Annotated in this window: 32 protein-coding genes and 1 pseudogene; 32 read left to right on the top strand and 1 reads right to left on the bottom strand. The window is 39.8% G+C overall.

The features are described 5' to 3' along the window. The 18 genes and pseudogenes from DW694_RS08665 to DW694_RS08745 form a co-directional block, all read left to right on the top strand. Window positions 1-266, top strand: a 266-nt coding sequence (locus DW694_RS08665; RefSeq protein ID WP_147420727.1) for a zinc ribbon domain-containing protein, incomplete at its 5' end; no start/stop codon positions are given. 344 nt (window positions 267-610) lie between these two features. After that, on the top strand, window positions 611-1081 hold the full coding sequence (locus tag DW694_RS08670; protein WP_015524970.1) for a hypothetical protein: 471 nt from the start codon (window positions 611-613) through the stop codon (window positions 1079-1081). A gap of 25 nt (window positions 1082-1106) precedes the next feature. Continuing rightward, a complete protein-coding gene (locus tag DW694_RS08675) occupies window positions 1107-1370 on the top strand; it encodes a hypothetical protein (protein WP_015524971.1) in 264 nt (87 codons plus the stop codon). Between the two features lie 391 nt (window positions 1371-1761). Beyond that, window positions 1762-2157: a hypothetical protein gene (locus DW694_RS08680; protein ID WP_015524973.1), complete on the top strand. Its 396-nt coding sequence runs from the start codon at window positions 1762-1764 to the stop codon at window positions 2155-2157. A 9-nt stretch (window positions 2158-2166) separates the two neighbouring features. Then, the gene (locus tag DW694_RS08685; RefSeq protein ID WP_059086885.1) at window positions 2167-2538 is read left to right on the top strand and encodes a hypothetical protein; all 372 of its coding nucleotides are present in this window, start codon (window positions 2167-2169) and stop codon (window positions 2536-2538) included. A 276-nt stretch (window positions 2539-2814) separates the two neighbouring features. After that, on the top strand, window positions 2815-2979 hold the full coding sequence (gene rd, locus DW694_RS08690; protein ID WP_015524975.1) for a rubredoxin: 165 nt from the start codon (window positions 2815-2817) through the stop codon (window positions 2977-2979). A gap of 76 nt (window positions 2980-3055) precedes the next feature. Then, a complete protein-coding gene (locus DW694_RS08695; RefSeq protein WP_015524976.1) occupies window positions 3056-3490 on the top strand; it encodes a hemerythrin family protein in 435 nt (144 codons plus the stop codon). Window positions 3491-3752: 262 nt separating this feature from the next. After that, window positions 3753-3902 carry a hypothetical protein gene (locus DW694_RS16895; protein WP_015524977.1) on the top strand — a complete coding sequence of 50 codons (150 nt, stop codon included), beginning with the start codon at window positions 3753-3755 and terminating at the stop codon, window positions 3900-3902. A gap of 179 nt (window positions 3903-4081) precedes the next feature. Then, window positions 4082-4294, top strand: a complete 213-nt coding sequence (locus DW694_RS08700; protein WP_005421604.1) for a DUF6219 family protein — start codon at window positions 4082-4084, stop codon at window positions 4292-4294. A 3-nt stretch (window positions 4295-4297) separates the two neighbouring features. Further along, complete coding sequence (gene bcp / locus DW694_RS08705) at window positions 4298-4753, top strand: thioredoxin-dependent thiol peroxidase (RefSeq protein WP_005421605.1); 456 nt, start codon at window positions 4298-4300, stop codon at window positions 4751-4753. Continuing rightward, the gene (gene yaaA, locus DW694_RS08710; protein WP_005421606.1) at window positions 4753-5499 is read left to right on the top strand and encodes a peroxide stress protein YaaA; all 747 of its coding nucleotides are present in this window, start codon (window positions 4753-4755) and stop codon (window positions 5497-5499) included. Before bcp ends, yaaA begins: the two co-directional genes overlap by 1 nt. A gap of 89 nt (window positions 5500-5588) precedes the next feature. Beyond that, window positions 5589-5789 (top strand): annotated as a pseudogene (locus tag DW694_RS08715) (rubredoxin-like domain-containing protein); the annotation flags it as partial. A 183-nt stretch (window positions 5790-5972) separates the two neighbouring features. Further along, the gene (locus tag DW694_RS08720) at window positions 5973-6347 is read left to right on the top strand and encodes a desulfoferrodoxin family protein (protein ID WP_015524981.1); all 375 of its coding nucleotides are present in this window, start codon (window positions 5973-5975) and stop codon (window positions 6345-6347) included. 94 nt (window positions 6348-6441) lie between these two features. Further along, complete coding sequence (locus DW694_RS08725) at window positions 6442-6600, top strand: rubredoxin (RefSeq protein ID WP_005339874.1); 159 nt, start codon at window positions 6442-6444, stop codon at window positions 6598-6600. Window positions 6601-6754: 154 nt separating this feature from the next. Continuing rightward, window positions 6755-7501, top strand: a complete 747-nt coding sequence (locus tag DW694_RS08730; protein ID WP_005421611.1) for a 3-oxoacyl-ACP reductase family protein — start codon at window positions 6755-6757, stop codon at window positions 7499-7501. A gap of 92 nt (window positions 7502-7593) precedes the next feature. After that, window positions 7594-7899, top strand: coding sequence for a thioredoxin (trxA, locus tag DW694_RS08735; RefSeq protein WP_005421612.1), 306 nt, complete (start codon window positions 7594-7596; stop codon window positions 7897-7899). Window positions 7900-7912: 13 nt separating this feature from the next. Beyond that, window positions 7913-8233, top strand: coding sequence for a rhodanese-like domain-containing protein (locus tag DW694_RS08740; RefSeq protein WP_015524982.1), 321 nt, complete (start codon window positions 7913-7915; stop codon window positions 8231-8233). A gap of 1 nt (window position 8234) precedes the next feature. Next, window positions 8235-9926, top strand: coding sequence for an FAD-dependent oxidoreductase (locus tag DW694_RS08745; RefSeq protein WP_059085769.1), 1692 nt, complete (start codon window positions 8235-8237; stop codon window positions 9924-9926). 120 nt (window positions 9927-10046) lie between these two features. On the opposite strand, the gene DW694_RS08750 is transcribed toward DW694_RS08745, so the two are convergent. Further along, a complete protein-coding gene (locus DW694_RS08750; protein WP_353615810.1) occupies window positions 10047-10781 on the bottom strand; it encodes a Crp/Fnr family transcriptional regulator in 735 nt (244 codons plus the stop codon). Between the two features lie 115 nt (window positions 10782-10896). On the opposite strand from DW694_RS08750, the gene DW694_RS08755 reads away from it, so the two are divergent. The 14 genes from DW694_RS08755 to DW694_RS08815 all read left to right on the top strand — a co-directional run bounded on the left by DW694_RS08755 (window position 10897) and on the right by DW694_RS08815 (window position 22031). Continuing rightward, window positions 10897-11220 carry a thioredoxin family protein gene (locus tag DW694_RS08755; RefSeq protein ID WP_005330449.1) on the top strand — a complete coding sequence of 108 codons (324 nt, stop codon included), beginning with the start codon at window positions 10897-10899 and terminating at the stop codon, window positions 11218-11220. Between the two features lie 15 nt (window positions 11221-11235). Further along, window positions 11236-12159 carry a thioredoxin-disulfide reductase gene (gene trxB / locus DW694_RS08760; protein WP_059085771.1) on the top strand — a complete coding sequence of 308 codons (924 nt, stop codon included), beginning with the start codon at window positions 11236-11238 and terminating at the stop codon, window positions 12157-12159. 558 nt (window positions 12160-12717) lie between these two features. Beyond that, complete coding sequence (locus tag DW694_RS08765) at window positions 12718-13680, top strand: S1 RNA-binding domain-containing protein (RefSeq protein WP_110925766.1); 963 nt, start codon at window positions 12718-12720, stop codon at window positions 13678-13680. A 91-nt stretch (window positions 13681-13771) separates the two neighbouring features. Continuing rightward, on the top strand, window positions 13772-14224 hold the full coding sequence (locus DW694_RS08770) for a zinc-finger-containing protein (protein ID WP_110103101.1): 453 nt from the start codon (window positions 13772-13774) through the stop codon (window positions 14222-14224). An 18-nt stretch (window positions 14225-14242) separates the two neighbouring features. Next, window positions 14243-14896, top strand: coding sequence for a hypothetical protein (locus DW694_RS08775; RefSeq protein WP_110103102.1), 654 nt, complete (start codon window positions 14243-14245; stop codon window positions 14894-14896). Window positions 14897-14966: 70 nt separating this feature from the next. Beyond that, entirely contained in the window at window positions 14967-15656 is a 690-nt protein-coding gene (locus tag DW694_RS08780; protein WP_110103103.1) for a hypothetical protein, read from the top strand. 121 nt (window positions 15657-15777) lie between these two features. Next, the gene (locus tag DW694_RS08785; protein WP_147420728.1) at window positions 15778-16119 is read left to right on the top strand and encodes a hypothetical protein; all 342 of its coding nucleotides are present in this window, start codon (window positions 15778-15780) and stop codon (window positions 16117-16119) included. Between the two features lie 113 nt (window positions 16120-16232). Further along, on the top strand, window positions 16233-16460 hold the full coding sequence (locus DW694_RS08790) for a cold-shock protein (RefSeq protein WP_005423033.1): 228 nt from the start codon (window positions 16233-16235) through the stop codon (window positions 16458-16460). A 476-nt stretch (window positions 16461-16936) separates the two neighbouring features. After that, complete coding sequence (locus tag DW694_RS17200) at window positions 16937-17068, top strand: hypothetical protein (RefSeq protein ID WP_005423021.1); 132 nt, start codon at window positions 16937-16939, stop codon at window positions 17066-17068. A gap of 18 nt (window positions 17069-17086) precedes the next feature. After that, window positions 17087-18199 carry a hypothetical protein gene (locus DW694_RS08795; RefSeq protein ID WP_118031066.1) on the top strand — a complete coding sequence of 371 codons (1113 nt, stop codon included), beginning with the start codon at window positions 17087-17089 and terminating at the stop codon, window positions 18197-18199. 56 nt (window positions 18200-18255) lie between these two features. After that, window positions 18256-18774, top strand: a complete 519-nt coding sequence (locus DW694_RS08800) for a hypothetical protein (RefSeq protein WP_118752869.1) — start codon at window positions 18256-18258, stop codon at window positions 18772-18774. 16 nt (window positions 18775-18790) lie between these two features. Continuing rightward, window positions 18791-19504 carry a hypothetical protein gene (locus tag DW694_RS08805; RefSeq protein ID WP_118752870.1) on the top strand — a complete coding sequence of 238 codons (714 nt, stop codon included), beginning with the start codon at window positions 18791-18793 and terminating at the stop codon, window positions 19502-19504. A 36-nt stretch (window positions 19505-19540) separates the two neighbouring features. After that, entirely contained in the window at window positions 19541-20701 is a 1161-nt protein-coding gene (locus DW694_RS08810; protein ID WP_118752871.1) for an ERF family protein, read from the top strand. Window positions 20702-20765: 64 nt separating this feature from the next. Next, on the top strand, window positions 20766-22031 hold the full coding sequence (locus DW694_RS08815; protein WP_118752872.1) for a hypothetical protein: 1266 nt from the start codon (window positions 20766-20768) through the stop codon (window positions 22029-22031). Window positions 22032-22112: the final 81 nt, after the last annotated feature.

Below are 22112 nucleotides of genomic sequence, written 5' to 3' on the forward strand. Positions count from 1 at the left end.
TTGGGAAAGGTGTGCAGGATAACGGGTACGGGCAGTTTCTGTTCATGTTGGGATACAAGCTGGAAGAATATGGAAAACATCTTATAAAAGTAGACCGTTATTTTGCATCCAGTAAGATCTGCAGTGTATGCGGACATAAGAAAAAGGAACTGGCATTGTCGGATAGAATGTATGTTTGTGAATGTGGAAATAGGATGGACCGGGATGTGAATGCAGCAGTCAACATCCGTGAAGAAGGAAAAAGAATCTATAAAGAATGTGCCTGACGGCACAAGAAAAAAATCCGTAACCGGATAAACATAAAAAACAAAACCGCGGGACACGCGGGGATAGCCTGTTTTAGCTTTGCCCTAAAGGGTAATCGAGCAGGAAGCCCCCACTTCAAAATCGTAAGATTTAAGTGGTGGGAGCATGTCACTTGCTTTGTGGAACAGATTGATATTTACAGGGAGGAATCGTATTTCAGATTCTTCAAGTACATAAGAGTTCACTTTTCGTTGTATTTTAAAGAAAGAGAGACATGGAAACTTTGGAACAACAGCGAAAGTATCTTTGAAAAAGATCAAGGGATTACAATAAAATGATATGTAAATGAAGAGTAAGGGGAAAAATGCTGATTACGGATATTATTAACATTTTGGGGAATGAGTTTAGTAGTATATATTGCGTAAATCGTCAAGATCAGTACATTCAGATTTATAGACATCTAAATGAAAACACAGAGTTAGATGAATTAATGAACGAGAAGAAAACATATGAAACCGTAATACAAAAGTATATAGAGACCAATGTATTTGAAGAAGACAGAAATAAAATGCTGGTTGCTACGGATTTTAATAATATATGCAAACAACTGCAACTGGTCTCACAGTTCACAATACATTACAGGATAAAAAATGGTAATGATATTTTGCGTTATCGTATGAAATGTGCAAGAATTGGAAATGCAGATACATTCGAAAAAATAGTGTTTGCGTTTGCAAGTGAGGATTCAGATATAAGATTAGATGAGTTAGGCATTATGAACTTGAGCAGCACCGGTGAGAAAAGAAAAAGCATCTTTTCTCTGCTTATTAAGTGATGATTGTGAGCTGGATCATCGGAGAATGGACAATGTTATTAATGAGTTTGTAGAGAATGCTCCGATTAAAGGAATAAAGATTAAATATGGTATTTACAAAAATATAGATAAGAATCTTTCAATAGCTACCATATATGATTATGCATCTATGGCGGCAGAAACAGTTATGGAAGATTATAATCATGACTATGCGTATTATACAGATGAACTGGCGCAGAAGAGACTTTATAACCAAATGATAGAAAACGATTTTACAGATGCTTTGAAAAATAAGGAGAGATTGGTATAGACGATATTATTTGGATTATTAATCGGCAGGGATAGTCACTTTCCCTTTATATTCCTGCAGGTTTTACATAAGAAGATGGATTTCGGTCAGCAAAGGCAGCTCCCACAATGCCTTTTGGATATCCGCTTCTGCAAGTTGTAGTAAGTAATTGCTTCCCATCAAAATCATGGGGAAAGCGAACTGGTCTGAAAGACCGCCAGTTAGTGTGATGATGATAAGGAGATTTTGAAACTGATGACAGACAGAGATTATGCAATTAAATCAGTGAAAGAAATTACCTTCCATATGGCAAGTCATGCACAGGATTAAGACATTATACTGATATTAAAGAACTGATGACAAGCTACCAGAAACTGATTTTAGAAAACCAGTTGTATTGGAAGAACTGGATATGGAGTGCCAGGAGAAAATCAATGAAGATATGGCATATGCATTGAGTTATCTGAGCATTTATAACAATCAGCTGAATGTGCCAAAGATGCACCGGGAAATGAATAACCTGATGATCATTTATGGCTTGTCTGATATGATCTATCGTGGAATGACACTGGTGAAGTTCTATGCACCGAATGGTGTGATGCTCAGTGAAATCCTTCATTCCTGTTTTTGCAGTCATTATAATAAGACAGATGTGGAAGTACAGCAGGAGCTAGGAATAGGCAGGACTTCTTTTTATAAAATGAAGAAGCAGGCACTTGGATATTTAGGATTTTATTTTTACGAGATCGTGGTACCGCAGGCAAAGGATAAAAGATTTAAACCGTCACTGGGCGTTGAGGAAGAGTAGGTGAGTAATATGAGATACGAAGATTCGATGAAAGGTGTAGCTGATCAAATAATCAAAGAACAGCAGCGAGCCAGTAAAATTAAAAACAATCCAGAAGAGTTCCATTGGCATGACGAATATGCAACGTTGAATTTCTTTCGGTTTATCTGCAAAAATATCGGTAACTTGAGAAATGGAGAAATTGAAAAAATGGTCACACGTTTAAAGTACATAGATCAGAAAGCAGTGGAAAACCATGTGAATGGTGCTGTTTGGGCATTTGATTATGATAAGATGTTCTGTGTATTGATGGAAAATGAAATTTGTCGAAAGGTGTGTGAAAAGAATAAATATAACAGTTGGATGAATCTGATGGGACAGTATTGTGTTTCAAGGACTTAAAGACGAAGAAAGTTGTTGGAGAGAAATAATTTCCAGCAACTCTGTCTTTAATGAATAGAGTTCATTTTTTTATTCAACTATTCCCATGATATATACAATATGTAAATGTGCAATTCAAATATCAGTTTATGCTAAGTGCAAAAATAATAATAATTACTATTATTGACAAAAGAATAATTATCATGTATAATACAGATATACAAGAAACAAAGTGTTAGAAAAATTGCTAGGAACTTGGTAACAAAAATAAATCGACATTGAAAATGGAAAATGACTATGAAAAAATATGAATGTGAACCATGTGGATATATTTATGATCCGGCAGTAGGAGATCCAGACGCCGGTATCGCTCCAGAAACTGCATTTGAGGATATTCCAGATGACTGGACATGCCCAATCTGCGGATTAGGAAAAGATGTTTTCGTTCCTGTAGAAGACTAAGCAGAAAATGCAGGTACGAAACTGCCAGACATTAAAAGAGCCTAAGAGAACATATAAAAGAAATGGAGGTCAAATTATGACTTACGATTTAAACATTACCTTTGATGACAATTTAGTAACAGGAAATAAAACAATCGATACACAGCACAAAGAATTGATTGACCGTATCCAGAACTTTGTAACTGCCTGTCAAAATGGCGACAGCAAAGTAAAAGCAATCAAAATGCTGGATTATCTGGATGAATATACTGACTTTCATTTCAAAGAAGAGGAAAAGCTTCAGGAAAAATCCGGTTATCCAGAGCGTGAAAAACATTATGAAAAACATGAAGAGTTTAAAAAGACAATTCAAGAACTGTATGAATACCTTCAGGAGTATGAAGGACCAACAGATCGGTTCAGTGAACTTGTACAGAAAAATGTAATCGACTGGCTGTTTGGACACATTAAAACATACGACCGCTCTGTGGCAAAATTTATCTTTATGAAACAAAATCCAGACCGATGCTAAAATAAACCAGGGAACGAGTTCACTCAGAATGTAGACAACGTGATGAAGTAAATTAGGGGCTGTCACAATGCAGCCCCTTTCCTGTTATAGCGATATTCTAGGTAATATATTGCGCTGGCATGACATATTATTTTACTACTACTATATGGGAAGAGCAAGCAGCTCTTCTTTTTTTTGTCCTTTTTATCCAATTTTAAGTTGTAAAGTCTCTTTTCATTCGACAAAATTCTCCACAGACAGAGGATATGCGACGAGCATTGATATGAACATCTATTTATGGAAAGAGGATATTGAAGACGGGGAATCGGTAATGACAGCCGAATATAGACCTGTAGAATACGGAAAGGACTATGATGTTGTCAATAATCCTGATAAATTTCAACTATATATAGATGGAAAAGAGATTAAATAGTAATCTCCTGAAAGCAAGCTTTTTGTCAATTATTTCAAAGAAAAATTAAAGGATAACAATACATAGTTTTGACAATGATATTTTGAAAAAATTTATAGGAATGCTCTATTATCAAATTGACATAGGAATATGGTAGCGTATAATTAGAATTGAATACACTGAAAAAATGGAGGAATTACATGAAAGCACATAAATATTGGTCAGTAGGAGCATTGATCACAATGCTTGGGACTTTTTACACTGGATATAAAAAGCAAAAATCAAGTCACAAATACTTTGCTTTAAGTTCTATGTTATGTATGGTAATGGCGATATATACAGGTCATAAAATGATTACCGGGAATAGGAAGAAAAAGGCGAATAAAGAGAAAGATACAGAAAGGGAGGGATAAATAATGTTGGAAGTAGGGGTTAAGGCACCGGATTTTGAGTTGCCAGATCAAAATGGGAAAATACATAGATTATCGGATTATACAGGAAAAAAAGTGATTTTATATTTCTATCCCAAGGATAATACAGCGGGATGCACGAAACAGGCATGTGGGTTTTCTGAGCGATACCCTCAGTTTACCGAAAAAGGAGCAGTTATTCTTGGAGTCAGTAAGGATTCTGTATCCTCTCATAAGAGATTTGAGGAAAAATATGGATTGACATTTACACTTTTAGCAGATCCAGAGCGGAAAGTTATTGAAGCATATGATGTATGGAAAGAAAAGAAAAATTATGGCAAAGTCTCTATGGGAGTAGTAAGAACCACATATCTTATTGATGAACAGGGGATTATTATAAAGGCAAATGATAAAGTCAAGGCTGCAGATGATCCTGAAAATATGCTCAAGGAATTAGATTAATGAAGATAATATTATCCCCTGCTAAAAAGATGATTACAGATACTGACAGCATAGCGCCGGATGGATTGCCTGAATTTATTGAAAAGACGACAGAGATACAAAGTTGGTTGAAAAGTAAGTCAAAAGAAGAACTGAAGACTATCTGGAAATGTAATGACAAAATTACAGAACAGAACTTCAATAGATTGGAAAACATGGATCTTTATCATTTACTTACCCCAGCTGTCTTATCATATGAAGGAATTGCTTTTCAATATATGGCTCCATCCGTGTTTGAGGACAGTCAATTCGAGTATGTACAAAATCATTTGAGAATAATATCTGCATTTTATGGTGTGCTAAAACCAAGGGATGGTGTGACACCTTATCGTTTGGAAATGCAGGCGAAGGTTGGAATAGGAGAAACAAAAAATCTGTATGAGTACTGGGGAGATTTATTATACCGCTCAGTGATTGATAACAGCAGGATTATAATCAATCTGGCATCGAAAGAATACTCTAAGTGCATAGAAAAATATCTGACACGACAGGATAGATACATTACGATTACATTTTGTGAGTTATCAGGAGATAAACTGGTGACAAAAGGTACATATGCTAAGATGGCCCGTGGTGAAATGGTTAGGTTCATGGCTGAAAACAGAATTGAAAATCCTGAGGATATTAAGAAATTTGATAGACTAGGCTATTCATTCCGCTCTGATTTATCATCAGATGCAGAATATGTTTTTGAACGGAAAAAATGATGATTGAATGATTATTTTAAATAAAAGGTAATCAGTAATATTGATTATTATAATAATAGTAATTATTACTATTATCTATTGACAATAAACAGATTGAGATGCACCACGAAGAGAGATATCGTGCACTTCTTAAGAATATTGAAACTGCACAGGTGTTTGAAAAGAGTGAAGTTAAGGTATGGGAATGCCGTAACTGTGGACATGTTGTGGTAGGAACAAAGGCACCTGAGATATGTCCAGTATGTAACCATCCACAGAGTTATTTCGAAATACGTGAAGAGAACTATTAAAGAGAAGGAGATTATTACAAAGAAGAAAGTGATTATTAAAAAAAGCAGTAATGATAGGCTGTGGCTTTGTTGGTTCTGCATCGGTTGGTAAAGAAGCATTAAAGTTTAAGAATCGACGGATGCTTTGAAGAAAGTTATAGAAACAATTGGATTTTAAATTTTAAACATAGGAAGATAAAAAAGATGGAAGTAAAATATTATGTATGCAATCATTGTGGAAACATTATTGAAATGTTAAAGGATCAAGGCGTACCAGTAATGTGTTGCGGAGAGGCTATGCATGAGTTAAAAGCTGGAGTGACAGATGCTGCTGTTGAGAAGCATGTACCTGTATATACAGTGGACAAACAGCATGTACATGTTGTGGTCGGTGAAATAAAACATCCAATGCTTGATAATCATTTCATTGAATGGATTACACTAAATACAAATCAGGGTATTTATAGAAAACAGCTAATTCCAGGACAGGAACCTATTGCGGATTTCTGCCTCTGTGATGGAGAATATGTAGAAGAAGTATACGCATACTGCAATCTTCATGGACTCTGGAAATGCTAAAAACACTTGACTTTCGTGCTAAGATTACAAAATAATTCAGATACAACAGTAATATATGCTGTGTATTAATATATTTATAAGGAGGAATAAACTAATGAAATATGTATGTGACGTTTGCGGATGGGAATATGATGAAGAGGAAGGTTATCCTGAAGGTGGTATTGCACCAGGAACAAAGTGGGAGGATGTTCCAGAAGATTTTGAATGCCCATTATGTAATGTTGGAAAAGATCAGTTTTCAGAAGTTGAATAGAAGCCTAATCTTGTGTTAAATACAGATGGATAAACCAAAACCCTGGTGCGTGAGCAACAGGGTTTTTTATTGCGATATTTTGTGATGATATCACAGAAAATAATCTACCTTTTGCTTATAATGTAGTTAGAAACTAAGTAAGGAGGTAGTCTAAATGAGATTAAAAGATAAAGTTGCAATCATTACGGGTGGAAGCCGTGGTATAGGATTTGCTACAGCTGATAAATTCTTGAAGGAAGGTGCTTCAGTTGTGTTGGCAGCAAGTTCACAGGAATCGGCAGATGTTGCTGTAGATAAATTAAAAGAAAAATATCCCAATGCAATAGTTGCTGGAATTAGTCCAAATCTGGCAAGCATGGAGTCTGTCAGAAAGGCTTTTAAAGAGGCAACTGAAAAATATGGATGTGTCGACATACTGGTAAATAATGCAGGGATTTCAGAAAACACCTCATTTATGGATTATACAGAGGAGACTTTTGATAAAGTCATGGATCTAAATGTAAAAGGAGTATTTAATACTACTCGTGTAGCAGCAGAATGTATGGTGGCAAGAGGCAAGGGGGTCATTCTCTCAACTTCTTCCATGGTGAGTATTTCGGGACAGCCAAGTGGGTTTGCTTATCCGGCATCGAAGTTTGCAGTAAACGGATTGACTGTATCATTAGCAAGAGAACTAGGACCTAAAGGTATTCGTGTTAATGCTGTTGCACCTGGAATTACAGAAACTGATATGATGAAGGCCGTGCCAAAGGAAGTTATCGAACCTATGATTGAAAGAATTCCATTGCGTCGTCTTGGACAGCCAGAAGATATTGCCAACGCGTTTGTGTTTCTTGCTTCAGATGAGGCGAGTTACATTACAGGTGTTATATTAAGTGTAGATGGTATGGCAAGAAGTTAAGTTAATGAGGTATGGTGATGTAATCACGGAAAATAAATGAAATTAAGACTATAATAAATCTACAAAAAGAGAAAGATAAGGAGGACTGTAAAATGTCTGCTATTAATATCAATAAAAATAATTTTCAGAACGAAGTACTGAATTCCGATAAACCCGTTCTTTTAGATTTTTGGGCATCTTGGTGTGCGCCTTGCCGTATGGTAGTACCTATTGTAGAGGAGATTGCAAGTGAGCGTAGAGATATTAAAGTTGGAAAGATTAATGTAGATGAAGAGCCTGAACTGGCAAATAAGTTCAGTATTATGAGCATTCCAACTTTAGTGGTTATGAAGAATGGGAAGATTGTACAGCAGGTTTCAGGGGCGAGACCTAAGAATGCGATTTTAGAAATGCTTTAGGGGGGGTGTGCTAATGGGATTTTTTGATCTCTTTAAACAGTCGAATATTAATCAAGGCATAGAAGAATATAAAAGGACTGATGATGCAGTTCTGCTGGATGTACGTACACCGCAGGAATATCAGGAAGGACATATACCAGAAAGTAAAAATGTGCCGTTGCAGCAACTTGACAATATTGCTTCTGTAGCGAAGAATAAGGATATCCCACTGTTTGTATACTGTTATTCCGGTTCACGAAGCCGCCAGGCAACTGGGATACTGCAACGAATGGGATATTCTAAAGTAAATAATATCGGTGGCATTGTAGCTTACTCAGGAAAGGTGGAAAAATAAGATGAAGGTAATAATTGTAGGAGGTGTAGCCGGAGGAGCTACAGCCGCAGCAAGAATACGCAGACTGAATGAACATGCTGAAATTACTGTGTTTGAAAGATCCGGATACATATCCTATGCAAATTGTGGACTTCCATATTATATTGGAGACGTGATCACAGACCCGGAAGAACTTACACTACAGACACCAGAGAGTTTTTTTAAACGCTTCCGTATTAACATGAAAATTCATCATGAAGTTATCTCCATACATCCGGAACGTAAAACGGTTTCAGTGAAAAATTTAGAGAATGGTGAGATATTTGAAGAAAAATATGATAAGCTGATCCTCTCTCCAGGTGCAAAGCCAACACAGCCGAGACTTCCCGGAGTAGGTATTGATAAACTTTTTACACTTCGTACTGTAGAAGACACTTTTCGGATAAAGGAATATATAAATAAGAATCATCCAAAATCGGCTGTATTGGCAGGTGGTGGTTTTATTGGTCTGGAACTGGCAGAAAATTTGAGGGAGCTTGGCATGGATGTTACGATTGTCCAGCGGCCTAAGCAGCTGATGAACCCTTTTGACCCGGATATGGCATCCATGATCCATAATGAAATGAGAAAACATGGGATAAAACTGGTACTGGGCTATACAGTAGAAGGATTTAAAGAAAAAGACACCGGAGTGGAGGTCCTGTTGAAAGATAATCCATCCCTTCAGGCTGATATGGTAGTTCTGGCAATCGGAGTCACACCAGACACAGTATTAGCAAAAGAAGCCGGTCTGGAACTTGGCATCAAGGAAAGTATTGTAGTGAATGACAGAATGGAAACCTCTGTACCGGATATTTATGCTGCAGGTGATGCAGTTCAGGTAAAACATTATGTTACGGGTAATGATGCGCTGATTTCTTTGGCAGGACCAGCCAATAAACAGGGCAGAATCATCGCTGATAATATTTGTGGCGGTGATAGTCGTTACCTGGGCAGTCAGGGAAGCTCCGTTATAAAAGTGTTTGATATGACAGCAGCCACTACAGGTATCAATGAAACCAATGCCAAAAAGTCAGGATTAGAGGTAGATACAGTAATTCTTTCTCCTATGAGTCATGCCGGTTACTATCCTGGTGGAAAAGTGATGACCATGAAGGTGGTTTTTGAAAAAGAGACCTATCGTTTGCTTGGTGCTCAGATTATTGGATATGAAGGAGTTGATAAACGTATTGATGTGCTGGCAACAGCAATTCATGCAGGGCTGAAGGCAACCCAGCTGAAGGATTTGGATCTCGCATATGCACCGCCTTATTCCTCTGCCAAGGATCCTGTAAATATGGCAGGATTCATGATAGACAATATAGCAAAAGGTACCTTAAAACAATGGCATCTGGAAGATATGGATAAGATTTCTAGAGATAAAAGTGTTGTGTTGCTGGATGTGAGAACTGTAGGTGAATTTAACAGGGGGCATATGGATGGATTCAAAAACATTCCTGTAGATGAACTGAGGGAACGTATCAATGAAGTTGAGAAGGGAAAGCCTGTTTACCTGATATGCCAGAGTGGGCTACGCAGTTATATTGCAAGCCGTATTTTGGAAGGAAATGGATATGAAACATACAACTTTTCAGGTGGATTCCGCTTTTATGATGCAGTGGCTAATGACCATGCACTGATTGAAAGATCATATGCATGTGGTATGGATTATTAGAAATAAATAAAATATTTTTATAGTTTGATTGTAATATAAAAAGATCCCCCATTTATTAGAATGACTTCCATAATTCTGATAAATGGAGGATTCTTCTTTATATGTTACAGAAAAACAATTTTATGACCTTTGGAGTGTTTCCAGTCTTTTTGGATCAAGGATTGTGATTTTGCCGCGGGAGAGTTTGACGAGACCCTCGCCTTGAAAGTATCGAAGCATTCGAGTGATAACTTCCCTGTGGGAACCAAGATGATTAGCAATCGTCTCATGAGTGATTTTCAGCTCGTTTGTTCCTTCGATAGAGGTCTCTTCTAAAAGAAATGAAGCAACACGCTTATCCAAACTCTTCCACATGATTTGTTCAATCAGCCACATGACATCAGAAAAACGGGTGGCCATTAACTCATTGGTATAGTTTGCGACGGGAGCAGATTCCTTCATAATGTCCTTATAGATTTCAGCAGGGATGATCCAAAGATCAGTATCTTTTTCTGCTTCAATGGTTACTTCAAATTGAATGGAGCGTATGATACATGAGGCGGATAAAAGACACATATCCATATCGAACAGACGGTAAAGTGTAATCTCCCGTCCTTCATCTGAAAGTATGTAAGTTCGAAGCTGCCCGGATTTAACCAGTAATAATCCAGTACAGTCCAGGTTTCCATTGTGAATGATTGTCCCTTTTTTTACATACTGTGTGATTAAATTGTCTGAAATTATTTTTTTCTGTGTTGTATTTAAGTCATTCCATAGTGGAAAACAATTTTCGAAGTTCATAACCGTTATCTCCTTTACGAACATAGTATACTTGCTTTTTTTAGATGCGTCAATTATGTAACTGGCATATGCCATAAATAGAAATAAAAAGAAGTGTAATAAAGTAAATTATCTTTTCTGTGATATCATCACAGAAGCAAGATCTTTTATGCGATATATTAAGTTCAAATAGGAGAAGGAGTTGAAAAATATGACATCTATAAATATAAATAAAGAAAAGTTTGGACAATTAATTCATAAGGAAAAACCGGTTTTGGTTGATTTCTGGGCACCGTGGTGTGGTTATTGCCGTAGAATTGGAGCGGCTTATGAAAAAATAAGTGAAGAATACAGCGATATTCTTATTGCTGGAAAAGTAAATATTGATGAAGAACCACAGATTGCAGAAGCTGAAAAGATTGAGATAATTCCTACGCTGGTTTTATATCGGGATGGAAAGGCAATAGATTCTATTGTTGCACCTGAATCAAAAATAATGATAGAGAATTTTATTAATGAAGCATTGGAAAAATAAAAGGAGGACTGCTGTATGAATGAAAATCATGTTTACGATATGATTATCGTGGGTGGAGGACCTGGAGGGTATACTTCAGCATTATACGCAGCCAGAGCAGGACTTGATACAATTGTTATAGAAAAATTATCTGCAGGTGGTCAGATGTCATTGACCTGGCAGATTGATAACTATCCTGGTTTTGAAAATGGAATTGACGGATTTTCATTGGCAGAGAAAATGCAAAAACAGGCGGAAAAATTTGGCGCTAAAAGTGAATATGCTGAAGTTTATAATATGGATTTAACAGGAAAGCTTAAGAGAGTAGAAACTAGTTCGGGAATTTATATTGGGAAAACAGTAGTGATTGCTACTGGAGCAAATCCAAGAGAACTTGGTCTTGCTAAAGAAAAAGAATTGATAGGTCATGGGGTTGCTTATTGTGCCTCCTGTGATGGTATGTTTTATAAAGATAAGATCGTGGTGGTTGTTGGTGGTGGAAATTCTGCTGTATCAGATGCTGTTCTTTTAAGTCGAATTGCTAAGAAAGTCATCATTGTTCATCGAAGAGATACATTACGTGCAACGAAAATCTACCATGACCAGCTGATGAAAACTGAAAATATAGAGTTTCGATGGAACAATACAGTAAATGAACTGATTTATGGAGAACGATTGACTGGTGTGCGGTTGAAAGATACAGTTACAGGAGAAGAAAACATTATAGAATGTGACGGCCTGTTTGTGAGTATAGGAAGAAAACCGACAACAGATTTTTTAGATAATCAGATAGAACTGGATAATAAAGGATATATTGTGGCAGGTGAAAACACTGAAACGAGTATTCCGGGTGTTTATGCTGTAGGAGATGTCAGAACAAAGTTACTTCGTCAGATAGTAACAGCAGTGGCAGATGGTGCTATGGCAGTACATATGGCAGAAGAGTATGTGGAGAAATAACAATCAGAATTTAATTGTTTAAGAAATTGTTCTTTGGTTAATGGCATTTTTATGTATCCTCTAGTTTTACTAAAATTCAATATGTATTATGTATATAAATAACAGATAATCAGGTATTATCCTTCAGCTATTTGAAAAAATATATATCTACTGCAACTGTTCCGTAATATCTATAGTTTAAAAATGTACAAGAAGCTCGGTTGTCTTATTGGGGACGATTAAGAGGAAGAAATAAACACTATATAATGAAACAATTACATATGAGATGGAATTTTCTATAAGGACACAGGAATCTGGCAGTTCTTAGTGTTACCAAATCCTTCTGTCGTACAGGCTTCATAAAAGGAACTAATATGCGACACTATTGCAATCGAGGTAATATTGACATAGAATTCCATGTATTATAGAATGGTATCTGTAAAAAGAAGGCATGAAGAAAGCAGCTTTAAACGGGCTGCTTTTTTTGTGTCTTCTTTTGTCTTTCCTGAGTACCGGAGGAAAAGGAGTTTTCTGGATGGAGCAGAGAAGACAAAAATAAATAAGAACAGGAGGAAGTATATGGAGGATACCAAAAAAACAGTTTTGGCGGGAAACGGGGAAAAAGATGTTCCGCGTGCGGTCTACGATGGTGTTTTGACAATCGATGTAGACGCGCAGGTTGAAAGCATGGAGGAACAGGAAGAAGCCAGATGGCATCAGCTTTTGAATGCACATCGTACCAGAAAGATCCTGACGGGCCAGCTCGGGGGCATTGAAAAACTGGAGAGTGGATGGATGGTTGCTGTTACATACTTTAATGGTTTCCGGATCATTATCCCAATGAATGAAATGATGATCAACCTTCAGGGAGACGGGCGTGAAAACGCGGATACCTTAAACCGTCAGGTCCGTATTGCTAACAACATGCTCGGCTGTGATATTGATTTCATCATCAAAGATCTGGATAACAAGAGCCGGAGCGTTGTAGCATCCAGAAAAGATGCAATGCTTAAAAAGAGACAGACTTTTTACCTTGGGGAAGATACAGAAAAACCAATGCTCTATGAAGGCAGGATCGTAGAAGCAAGGGTGATCGCGGTAGCTCCCAAAGCAGTCCGCCTGGAAGTCTTTGGTGTAGAAGTATCTGTCCGGGCCAGGGACATGGCCTGGGAGTGGATGGTAGATGCCGGAGAAAAATTCCAGGTAGGTGATCTGGTGCTGGTCATGGTCAATAAGGTGGAAGCAAGCTCTGTTGACCAGATCATTATAGAAGTGGATGCAAAGAGTCCGACAGCCAATATCAATAAAGATAACCTCCGGAAATGCCATAAACAGGGAAAATATACAGGGATCATTACGGAAGTCTATAAGGGAACCTATTTTATCCGCCTTGATATCGGAGTCAATGCCGTGGCACATTCCTGCAATATGTCCGCACTTCCGGGAAAGAAAGATAAGATTGGATTTGTGGTGACCCGCATCAACGACAACTATGAAGTGGCAGAAGGCATTATCACAAGGCTTATCAAAAGAGCTTCCTGAAAATGTTTTTATGATTTTCAAAGAATTCTGTTGACACAGAAAAAGGGATTTCTTTAACATCGGAGATAAAGATGGAAAGGAGTGACGTCAGATGGCAAAAAAGAAGAAAAAACAGATACGGGAAACCTTGTACTGCCCATATTGCAAAAGACCCGGGGTACTTAGGCCTGCAGCTTATGTCTATGGAGATAACAACCTGGATCCGGAGAAATACCTGTATGTATGCAGCGGCTATCCTTCCTGTGATTCATACATTGGGGCACACAAAAAAAGTATGCGTCCCATGGGAACCATGGCTGACAGCAATCTGCGTAATAAGCGGATCGAAGCACACAGAGCTTTGGATGCAATCTGGAAAAATGGTTATATGACCAAACATAGCACGTATATCTGGCTTCAGAACCGTTTGAATCTCCGGGAAAAGGACACACATATCGGGAAATTTTCTTATTACCTGTGTGAACAGACCATCCGGGAATGTACAGACTATATAAAAAGCCGAGAGGAGAAAAAGAAATCCCCGGATAAAATAAGCGTGGCATGACGGAAAGGATGGATGCCCTTGAGACTACAGGCGACAGAAGATGATGTATATCATCTGATGGACCTTAAAGAACAGTATTTTATTATGACAGCAATATGCAGTGTGGCAGAGGGAATCAGCGCATACTTTTTCATATACCAGAAAAGATGCTGGGATCTTGTATATTTGTGTACTGCACTGGCGCTTGCGATAATCCTGCTTCTTCGTCAGGCCATAAAAATCAGCCGGAGGATCATGGAGGCAGAAAACTGTTATATGGCACTTGAAGAGGACAGCCTGGCAGTCTGCCAGCCGGAAAAGAACGGAAAATATGAGTCCTGCAGGATCTTTTACGATGAGATGGACAAGATCGTAGAAGGAACCAGGCGGGGAGTTCCGGAATTTTATATCGTGATCCGAAAAGAAGGGAAAGAACAGAAAAGCTTTTTCCTTTTGGATGAAGAAGAACAGGAACGGGATGTTTTCTGTGTACGATCCTTTGGCTTTGACAATCAGGGATTCATGGAGTTTTATCGGAAACTCAGGTGGATCGTACCGGGAAGAACAAGGATTATCGGGACCAAAACACAGGAAGTATGGAAACTGCGGCGGCCGAATATCGGAATCTGTACGGCAGCAGGCATGCTTTTGGGGTATGTACTTCCAAAACTCCTGGAAATGATGTATGGGTAACAAGTTATATGAAAGAAAACAGATCAGAAGCAGAGATTAGAAAGAGTGAAAATGACAAGGAGGAAATGTCATGAGATGGTATACAGCAATCGGAATGAAAAAAGATGATGCAGATGGAAGGTTTTGTGTCTGGGTAGATGGGGAAGAAAAAGTACTTACAGAAATGGAAACTATTTTGTGGGCTGCGCTCACCTGGTCTTTCTGTGAAGAGGATAAGGTCCATTCCCAGATGCATCGTCTTCTTGTATTTAGCCTTGGAGAAAAACAGGCACAGGAATGGGCGGACAAAGAGGATTTTCAGTTTTGCCTGAACCGTCTGGTAAAGCGGGGCCTGGTTGTGCTGACAGAAGGATGTACCAGAGAGGAAGCTGTATACAGCATTATCAGCCGGTCAGTCATGGCTCCCATGATCTTTTCACCGGCGGAACGCATGAAACATTTTATGGAATCCCTTTCCATGGGAAAAGGACTGAAGTTTTCACTGAGGGCCTTTAAAAAGCCGCTGCTTACAGAAGAGGAATACCAGCTACTTTCCTATCTTCAAAGAGAAGGGGATGTTTCCTGCCACCTGAAATGTTTAAAGGAAGAGGCAAAAAGCAGGGAACCCCATTTAGCAGATTCCCTCCAGGAACAGATACAACGGGAATTTATAAGCCGCGTAGCGCAGCTTTACTATAAGAAACAGCTTGTGATCGACAACATAAGAAGGGAGGACTGCCTTGAAGCAAACGGAACATCCGTATTGGCACAGGCTGTATAGATGCTTGGAAGATTTTGGCACACGTTATCAGAATATACCGGATTTTTTTAAGGACAGGATCCAGCGATATGGTATCCTGTCTCTTTTTATCCTGCTTTTCGGATCATTTATGGGAACATGGATGAAAGATAAAACTTTTATTTTCTGGTCTTTCCTGCTTGGGATTATCGGATTTATAAGAACATATCTTATTTTCCGCACCGCGGATAAAAAGACCTATGAAATCGTGGAAGGGCTGGTAACCGGGATAGACGGGAAAAATCCCTTTGCAAGATTACGGAAGATCCGGGTAAGTGATCCGGCCGGACGGCAGAGTGAACTTTTGCTGGATAAAAACGTAAAAGTTTTGGAGGGAAAACGTTACCGGTTTTATTTTGGCATAAATGAAAAGAAGCTGGTAGGAATTCGCCGGGTGGATGCAGCACTCAATAACGGTACTTTTTTGGGAAACGAAGAAATATAAGAGGAAGAGATTCCTTTTATAGCAGGGAGGGGAGCACCAGGCATGGTTCGATTCCATGCTGCCCTGTTTCCGCAAAAGACTATTGCGGGAAATACAGCAAAGGAGAGAAGGATATGTCAGAAACACTACAGGGAACCGTGAAATGGTTCAGCGCACAGAAAGGATACGGCTTTATCACCGGTGAAGACGGGATTGATTATTTCGCCCACTTTTCGGAGATCCAGATGGATGGATACCGGAAATTAAGCGGTGGCCAGCCGGTCCTTTTTGAAGCAGGGACGGATGCCAATGGGCGAAGCCTTGCCAAAAATATTTCCCCGGCGGATCCAAACGCTGAGTAAGACGTTTTCATAGTGCATGCACAGATTACCTATTCCCCTCAGATACATGCACTTATGCAGACGGATGAAAAGACAGGCGGTATCATGCCGCCTGTCACAACATGTAGCAGAATAATAAAGATAACTCACACAATAACACAATATATAGTTAAAATTAATTGACAACCACAAAATGTTGTGGTAGTCTTTAAATGAAAAATAATTTAACAGTCTATAAAAGACTGTGGTTATTCTTTAGTTCCGGACATTCCGGAAGAAACACTTTGGGGCGGTCTTGCCCTTAATGAGAAAAAATGGATATGCAAAATATAAGGAAGATGCAAGAAGGAAAGAAGATTCTTTTTGTGTCTTTTTTTATTGCATAAAAAGCAGAAAGGAGGAGCACGAATGAAACTGGCAGTTAAGGAAACTGCAAAAAGAAATACCTTAAAAACATCAAAAAAAGAAAACACATTGTAAAATCAGGAGGGTCGATTATGGAGACAATTAAATGGGAAAACGCAAATGCACTGGAAATTGGAATGCTTATGGAGATGGCAGAAGACGGCTATGTGTTTTGCATCGAAGATGGAAAGATACAGGCTGTTGAAGTCCGGATTTTCAGCTAGCGTGGAAAGGCGGACATTATGTATTATAAAGATGACTTTTATAAGGAGTTCCGGACAGAAAAGGAACTGTGCGAGTATCTGGAAGAGATAGACAGCCGGGCAGAATGGATCCGGATCACCAGTAAGAAATTAAAGGTGGCAGCAGCAGGAGAGGAAACCTGCACAGAGGTTCCGGGCATTTCCCTGGAAGCACTGGAAAAAGATACTTTATCTCATTCCAGGCTGGTTCTTATCCTGCCCGAGAGGATCTGTTATATAGGAAATTCAGCAATCAAATCGTTGAAAGGACGGGCCAGGATTGATGGCAAAGCCCTGGCAGATGTCGATAAGAAAACACTGGCAGAGATCTTGAATAAATGCCTGAAGGTTGCAAGAGGAAGAGCACTGATCCGTTTCTGTGAAGGAAAAATAAGGGCAGTCCTGTCTGGTGATGAAAAAGATTATGCCATCATATCCATGCCGGATATGTACATGGTTACCTCGGCATATATCCATGGGGACTATGAGAAGGCAACGTTTTTAAACGGCTATGCAGATCATTATTCTGTTACGGCGTCCTGGCAGCTGGAAGATACGAAACTTACAGATGTTTATAAGGAACTGATGCAGAATTATGGAAGAAAGACCGATAAGGACATAAAAGCAGTTGTACGGATCACTACGTCAGACGTTGGTGTGTCCGGAGCGAATATTTTTTATTCCCTGCAGGAGCCGACAAGAAATGTGATCCTTGGCAATGCCCTGAAGGTTACGCACAAAAACTGTAAAGGAATGGAAGATTTCACGGAAAACATAGAGTCGATCTTTGATTACTACCGGGAAGTCTTAAAAGGGGTCATGCGGCTGTGTGATATCTGGATCGAGCATCCGGCAAATGCCATGGCAGGGATCATGAAGCAGGCAGGATTTGGAAAAAAACTGCTTGCAGAAACCGTGGAGCAGTTTAAGGCTACTACTGGGGATGAGCCATGCAGCGCATACGAGATCTACTGCGGGATCTGTGAATCCATTACCATTGCAAGGCAGGAAAAGACGAATGAGAGAGGACTTTTAGCTCTGGAAGAAAAAATTGCCGGCTGTGTGTCAAAACGCTGGCATGAATATGATATTCCTGGCACTGTAAAATACTAACAGGATTTAAAAGAATGGAGACAGCATGGACTGTCTTTTTTTGATGGGAGGAAAACATGAAGGTTACGAATGGAAAAGATGTGGCAAGGCTGCTGGTAGATGAATACTTGAACTGCCATCCCACCGGACACAAAAAATTTATGGAGTCCATGGCAAAAGAGCAGCAGGAAATAAAAGACAATTACACTTATCTTGGGTTTGCCTGGCTAAAAGGTCTTTCGGAAGTTGGGTATTACGATCTTCGAAACGAAGCATCGAAACTGATGGCCGATGATCTGTGCCTGCATGTAAAGGAACAGCCAGAAAGGGTGCGCCTGGTGTATGAAGGTGCAGAGGAAATGGAGATCAATCAGTCAGATGAAGAGCAGATGGCAAAAATGTTTACCTGCTACCTGCTTGCAGGAAGTATGGACGGATATGGGGAATTTGTGGATTATGCCCTTGATACCCACCGGACACTGCAGCAGAACCTGACACGGTTTTTTGTGGAATGGTTTGCAAAAGCAGAAAAAGGCTCTGCATTTTTAAAACGGGCAAAGATGGTGTATTCCAGGTATTCCCTGCCATATATCTAAATTACGGAGGTATGTGATGGATAGAAAACTTCCGGACTGGTTAAAAGAGAGCAGGGAGGCAGAAAAACTGATCGCATGGCTGAAATCGCCGGATTGTGAAGTAAAAGAATTTTCCGGACAGCTGTTTATAAAGGCAAGATATGGAAACTGTTTCTTTTTCTTTGACTGTTTAAAGGAAAACAGAAAAACAGACCGGAACTGGTGTGCCGTGATCCACATGCCGGAGTATTCCCTTTATGAAGCAGAAGATCTTTTTCTGAAACCGATCGGGATACCGGATGATTTTGGTTTTCCTGTGCGTGAGGATCTGATCCCGAAACTGGAAACACAGATAAGCCGCATTGGAAAGAAACTTATCCGGGAACAATGGGATGAACTTTTGTTAAAAGGCGGGTATGCAGCTGCACAGATGATCCCGGAAATCAGCAGGGTTTATATCCAGCTAAATGCAGACCGTTTTATTAAAAAAGGAAAGCGGCCGGAGGATCTGATCTATCAGCCGCAGTTTCATTTTGCGGATATGAAGTGGGAATTTTCTGACTGGATGTTTCTGGAATATTTAAGCAACCCACAGCGGGCAGCAGAGCTTTTCGCCCAGAAGTGGCTGCTTGAAAAACTTCCGGAGATCTCAAAAAAGAAGATCTGTATCGGATGTATCCGGGAAGAAATGGAAGAAATGTTAAAAAAGACTGGGACAGGGCCGGAGGCAAGCCTTCCGCGTTCTGCTTAGTATAAAAAATGAAAAAATCAGGAGGAAACGAATAATATGGGTAAATACAATTACATGAATCTGAACCAGAAGATGATCAGGATCCGGAAGAAAGTGCCGAAGCTGATTCGCAAACGGTACAGTGAGGACGTTACTTATGATTTTGTAAAACTGGATGATATTTATGAATGCCTGACACCGGCCCTTAATAAATACGGGGTCGATTTTGACATCTTAAGTGAAAGGCCGACACAGATGGACGAACAGGGCAATTCCGTGTTTTTAAAGGAAATGGGAGCGCTCTGGAGATATGAGGCTGACCTGGAGCTGTGCTGGACCAATGCAGACCGTCCGGGAGACAAGGTACGGAGCTTTTTGCATGTCATTGGAACCAATGAAGCACCGGATAAAGCAAAAGGTGCGGCATGGACGTATGGCCTGAAGTATTATTTCTTAAATAAATTCAACATCATGCAGGCATCTGGAATAGACGATCCGGACATGCGTGGGACGGAAAAAGAAGAAATGCCGAAGCAGGAAGCTTCCGTAAAACCGGAAAACCCGAAAAAGAAACAGGAAAAGGCAGAAAGAAAAGAAACTGCAGCAAAGCCGGAGCAAACGGAACCGGTCAGGGAAAAGAAAACGGACCGTAAAAAACTGCGTGATGGAAATGCCATATCAGAAGATCCTGTAAAAGTGGAATATGCAGTGACGGATACAGAAGAAAACCTTCCTGGACAGATGACTTTTGGAATTGAAGAAAGTGAAAGCGGACTGGAAGAATTTTCCGATGAAGAAACCAAAGCGGAAGATCCGGTTCAGACCGAGGAAATCTCCGTAGATGAGGAAATTACTGCCGAGACGGATGCAGACGGTTTCCGTGCAGTAAAAGAAACGGATGAAGTTCCATTTGATGAAGATGATGAGATTTCTTTTGATGCAGAAGAAGAGGAAGAAACACCAGAAGAGACTGCAGAGGAAGTGTTGGAGGATATGGCTCACGAAGAGGATGCAGAGGATGAAGTGAAATGGGCAGAAAAGGTTATCTGCAATTTTGGTGTCTATGCCGGGACCCCTCTTGGGGAAATGATGCAGGATGCCAGAGGTTACCAGACGATCAAATGGCTGGTACAGCGTTACAAAGGCCAGAATCAGGAAATACAGAAAGCTGCGAAGATTCTTTTGAATCATGAAAAGGAAATGCAAAAAGCAGCCTGAAAACAGATAAATAGTTTGAGGTGGCTCCGGGAACGGGGCCATCTTTTATGAAAAGGAGGAAGGCATGTATGCCAGAGAATCGTTTACGATCGCAGAAGTAGCCGATCTTTTGTCAATCCGAAGACTGAGTGATTCTTACCAAGACGAATTTCCGGTGGAATGTCCTTTTTGCGGGGATTTAAGAGGAAAATGCAGTTTTTGCATCCGCAAAAATGGAGAACTGAAGAATGTTTACCATTGCTATCATTGCGGGGCAGCCGGAAACATGCTGACACTGTATGCGGAACTATCCGGCATTTACGGGAGAAACCGGTATAAAGAAGCCTACCGGGAGATAAAGCAGGCACTTCCTTTTTCTGGAATGGATAAAAGACAGCATTCCACGACACGAAATGGTTTCGCTTCTATCGTTTCCAAAAAGAAACGCATTTCCCTTACGGAAGAGGAATGGGATTACCGGGACCATGTATATAAGGAAATGCTCACTTTTCTTAAGCTTAAGGAAACACACCGGAGGAACCTTCTCCTGCGTGGGCTGACGTTAAATGAGGTCAGACAGATGGAAGAACGAGGTTTTTTAAGTACGGATGAGGAGAATTCCGTGGCCATTGCCAGAAAGCTCTTAAAAAAGGGATTTCGCCTGGATGGGGTTCCTGGATTTTTCATCAACCGGGATGGTGACTGGGAAGCTGCTTTTTATAGGAAGAATAACGGGTATCTTTGCCCGGTCCGGGATGGGAAGGAACGGATCATAGGATTCCAGATCCGGCTGGATGTTCCTTTAAAAGAACGGAAGTACCTCTGGTTTACCAGCAGCGGCTTAGAAAAAGGCACATCAAGCGGCAGCCCGGCAGGAATGTTTGGGAAAATAAAGGATGGCACGGTTTACGTAACGGAAGGGATCTTAAAGGCAGAGATCGCATGGATGTGTACAGGAAATCCTTATATCGGAGTCCCTGGAGTTTCCAATCATAAAGGACTGGAAACTGTCTTGCGAAAACTGAAAGAGCAGGGGTTAAAAAGAGTTTACGAATGTTACGACATGGATAAAATGATGGAATTGTCCTGTAAGCACGATGAAAAAAGTGCGTGCCGGCAATGTGAACATGGAATTTATCTGTATCATGGAGAATGCCCCAGAAAGCGCAGAAAGCGGGACATGATCCGAAAAGGCTGTATAAAACTATATGAGATCTGTGAGGAACTGAATGTATCCTGCAAAAGAGTCACCTGGGATACCGATGCATCCGGTACCTGGATGGAACACTACAAAGGCGTGGATGACTGGATCCTTCAAAAAGAGGAAAAAGGAAACAGGAAGACGGCATAAAATGGTTTGGTCAGATAAAAGGGAAACTGGAATTTTTTTCAGTTTCCTTTTTATCTGGCTGAAAAAGCCGGAAGAAAGGAG

It is taken from the genome of Ruminococcus sp. AM26-12LB, assembly GCF_003480785.1.
Classification (GTDB): domain Bacteria; phylum Bacillota; class Clostridia; order Lachnospirales; family Lachnospiraceae; genus Blautia_A; species Blautia_A fusiformis.